The following is a 1,659-nucleotide window of genomic DNA, read 5'->3' on the forward strand; positions in this document are numbered from 1 at the left end:
GGTGAGGCATCTACCTATCTGTAGGCCATCCCTATCGTAGGCTTGCGCTTACTTCTAGTTGACGCGGGGTGGAGCAGCCCGGTAGCTCGTCAGGCTCATAACCTGAAGGTCACAGGTTCAAATCCTGTCCCCGCAACCAAATTAAGACAGCCCGGCCAAGCCCGGGCTGTTTTTGTATCTGGCCGACCGTGGCCGTGAACTGCCTGTCCCCGCAACCAAATCACAAACGCCCGTCTGGCCAAAAGCCGGCCGGCGTTGCGCGTTTGGAGCATATGTGAGCCGTAGATCGGAAGCGCAAACGACAATGTCAGCGTGACACGACAAAACCGGACAGAAATGACATGCCGAGCGCGTCGGCGATCCGGTTGGAGTTCGCGTCTGTCGTCGCGCGCATGCTGCCTTGGAGATGACGACCGCGGGCATCGACTTTGCATGCCGCTCCTCGATCGCGCCGGCGCCCTCAAGGCTGAGACGACATTTCGGTCGTGCCGAATCAGGCGACGGCATCTCTCCCGGAGCCGGATGGCGGCAAGGTGGAGCATGGCCGAATCAGCCAGATTGCTAATAGATGACATCTATTGCTATCCGCGTTGGGCGCTCCCATTATGTTTGCAGGAGGTTGCCATGCCAAATTACGCTTTAAACGACCACTATGAGAGCTTCATCAGGAAGCAGCTCGAATCAGGCCGCTACAACAATGCCAGCGAGGTTGTCCGCGCGGGCCTGCGCATGCTCGAGGACTTCGAGGCGGAGCGAGAGAAATGGCTGCGTGAGGACGTACCGTCGCGCCTGGCCGAGCTCCAGCGGGATCCAACGAAAGGGACCCCTGCCGACACGGTGTTTTCGCGGCTGGAGGCGCGTCATCGCGCGAAACAGGCGAAAGCCAAGTAGGGGATGGAGTATCAGATTGTCTTCCACCCCAAGGCAGAGTCCGAGCTGGAAGCGCTCTATGACGATATAGCGGAGCGCGCATCGCCTGCGATCGCCTGGAATTTCGTTGTGGGTATCCGCGAGCATTGTCTCGGCCTGTCGACTTTTCCACAGCGCGGCACCGAGCGGGTCGAGATCATGCCTGGGCTGCGGATTGTTGGGTACCGGCGCGCTGTCAGCATTGCATTCGCCGTCGAGGGGGGAGCGGGTGCTGATTTTGGGCGTCTTTTACGCCGGCCGCAACATCACGCCGGAATTGCTTGAAGAACGGCTCTAACCGGCGCTCAAGCAGGGGGCGGCCATGGCGCACCGCCCAGCGAGGCCAGCGATTTCGGGCCGATGGCATCCGCTCGGCGCTGATCTGGTGGCGTGCTTCAGGGGGATAAGCTGCACCGGAAAGCCGGTCACAATCGGGGCAAGCCAACTCACAAATTCGGGCCTCGGCGAGATCTCCACGAGAAATCGAAAAAAGGGTGATCTTGGCTGTTGACAGTTGTTGAAGGTGGCGACTATATACGCCTCACCAACGAGGGCGGCACGCCGCTGGCGACGAAGAAGTTTGCTTCTAAGCCTGCCCGTTGTGAGATTCAAGAGAGCCGCGTAAGCGACACTCGGACGGCCCCGGAGCCAAAAGCGAAACGGGCCACGACACTGCGTCTGCGGTGTCTGTTCTTTGAAAATTGAATATTGAAGAAAGAGAAACGTGGGCGGCAGAGTCCTGCTGAACCT

Annotated in this window: 1 protein-coding gene, 1 tRNA gene and 1 pseudogene; all 3 read left to right on the forward strand. The window is 59.5% G+C overall.

What is annotated here, in order from left to right; translation table 11 throughout:
- Positions 1-62: 62 nt before the first annotated feature.
- The 3 genes and pseudogenes from AC1D08_RS33625 (at position 63) to AC1D08_RS33635 (ending at position 1,207) form a co-directional block, all read left to right on the forward strand.
- Positions 63-139: transfer RNA gene (locus tag AC1D08_RS33625), tRNA-Met, on the forward strand.
- A gap of 485 nt (positions 140-624) precedes the next feature.
- Positions 625-891 carry a type II toxin-antitoxin system ParD family antitoxin gene (locus AC1D08_RS33630; protein ID WP_457154385.1) on the forward strand — a complete coding sequence of 89 codons (267 nt, stop codon included), beginning with the start codon at positions 625-627 and terminating at the stop codon, positions 889-891.
- A 3-nt stretch (positions 892-894) separates the two neighbouring features.
- Positions 895-1,207, forward strand: a pseudogene (locus tag AC1D08_RS33635) (type II toxin-antitoxin system RelE/ParE family toxin).
- Positions 1,208-1,659 lie beyond the last annotated feature (452 nt).

The organism is Mesorhizobium sp. P2_E6, assembly GCF_056403835.1.